The 2,125-nt window shown below is 39.4% G+C and carries 1 protein-coding gene; it reads right to left on the bottom strand.

Annotated elements, in window-relative coordinates:
• Nucleotides 1-142 precede the first annotated feature (142 nt).
• Nucleotides 143-1,669 carry a plasmid pRiA4b ORF-3 family protein gene (locus B371_RS0100560; protein ID WP_019412412.1) on the bottom strand — a complete coding sequence of 509 codons (1,527 nt, stop codon included), beginning with the start codon at nt 1,667-1,669 and terminating at the stop codon, nt 143-145.
• Nucleotides 1,670-2,125: the final 456 nt, after the last annotated feature.

The raw sequence follows: 2,125 nt of genomic DNA, 5'->3' as shown, positions 1-2,125 counted from the left end.
GCATTTAATTTTACAACTAGCCGGAAAGTTTTTTTTGAAATAAATATTTTAAAACTTAACGGGGTCTGACTAATAATTCCCTAAAATAAAACAGGTGGAGAAAACGATAGTTTTTCTTCACCTGTATTTATGATTTACCATTTCAGCGGTTCATTTCGATAAGGAATGCTTTAAGTTGGTCCACCTGCTGAAGCTCTTCAACTTGAACCACGTTGACTTTTATTTTCTTTAGCAATGGCTGAAGAAGCTTATATGTCTCTTCTTTCACCCAGACTTCACTCGGGATATTACCCAGTACCATCATCATTTCAATGAACCCAAGTTGTATAATTTCAGCTCGGTTTTTTCCTTCATACATATTCTGATGGATAGCTAACCCTTCTTGGGCATCCATTGCTACCACCATCAATGGGAAGTATGGACGTGCATCCGGTACGGGTTGGACCGGTAACATCATATGAAAAACGTCAAATTCTACTAGCATATTGTTAGCAGGAAGGTTTTTCACTCTCTTAAGTTCGATTTCAGAAATGTATAACTCCAATTCAGTTTGCCTCGAATTGACTTCGATTTCTCGAACAGATATAGAGTCGTCTCCCCAAGTACCATCATTCAATAAAACCCTTGCAAAAAATTCTTCATCCTCAAGAAAAACAGGCACCATTAATCCTGCTTTTACTTTTCGTAACATGACAAGTGTTTGTTCAATTGCCACGACCAATAGTCGGACTTCCTCTTCGTCAATAGACCATGGATAATCGCCTGGTTTGAAACTGCGGAATTGTGGCCATTGCTTCTTCCCTCTAAAACTCATACCGAGTTTCTTTAATAACGAGTAATCATCCGATTCAAGTTCTCCACGATCTACAAACGACGCCAATATACTACGTTGCACTAGCACTAGTTCGTCTGTAGACATCTTGTTTTCCATTATATTCTTGAGAGAGCGATAACCTTCTTGTCCTATATAAACCGCTAGGCCAAATTCCTGTCCGGCACCACCCAGTACTGAGACAAACAATTTCTCTTTAGTTATTGGATCCTCCACAATGAACACCTGGTCATCATAGATCCAGCTCCATGGAGTTGCCGCATTTAGTTCCTTCATCTTTTCTATCAACTGTTTCCAGACGTTTGAATCCTCTAACTGGCTTTTAGGTAATTTTGTCAATGGTTTAAGCTTTTCATTCACTTGGCTTGTTAACTCATTCATTTCTACAGGCTCACGCCATTCTTCCATTCCACGGCTGTCTTCTTCGGGAGCAATTTCTACTGCCTTGAGGCAATGAGGATAGAACACGTTTTCCTTTGGTTGCAAGATTTTTTCCAACACAATCTCATGCTCCCAGTTATCCCCGAAATCATATGTATAGATCCCTTTATCTCTTTCCATCAAAAACCAATCTGCTAGTTTCTCCTCCAGCTCATCGAACTGCGAAAATTGCAATAGACCGAATTCCTCCCCGTCATCAAGGCCAATTGAAACATCGTTTACAGATCTTCCTTCTACCTTCTTCATCTGGTATCCATGCAAATGGGAGTCTTCCCAATCAAACGCTATCTGCAGTACTTTATGAAAATCATTAAATGTCGTCTGGTCTTCCACTTGTAGTCGTCGCAATACTGTCGGTTTCGTATACTTAATCTGTACTTTAAATTGTAATATCATTGCAACTCCACCTTATGCTTTATTTGTATTTCATTCTAACCACTAATCCGTTCTATGCATGTCTACTATTATAATGTAATAAGATCCTCAGTTCTACCAAGAATATAGACCTTTAACACTCTAGAGGCTAATCATTTTAGTCACTTCTTATTTCTAATCTAACGACCTACCTAACATATTTTTCCTTTATAGACTAGGGGCTTATAGGTTGTTTTAAAGAGCATATCTGTGCATTACATTTTTAATAAAAAATCTAAGAAAAACCGGGCAAAGTACACCCCATCCTTTAAGTAAAATGATTTAAGTATCAGTCTAGAAGGACATTCCATATAATATCGACATTGGTTTCCGGTGTGATTTCCGTTACAGGCGGACGCTTTCCGCGGGCGATCCGTGAGCCTCCTCAGGCCAACAGGGTGTTGGTCACGAAGGCGTTGCCACCGTTGTGGCGTTCTT

Source organism: Paenisporosarcina sp. TG20 (genome assembly GCF_000286315.1).
Classification (GTDB): Bacteria; Bacillota; Bacilli; order Bacillales_A; family Planococcaceae; genus Paenisporosarcina.
Note: the sequence above shows the minus strand (reverse complement) of the source record. Positions and strands in the feature narration are given on the sequence as shown.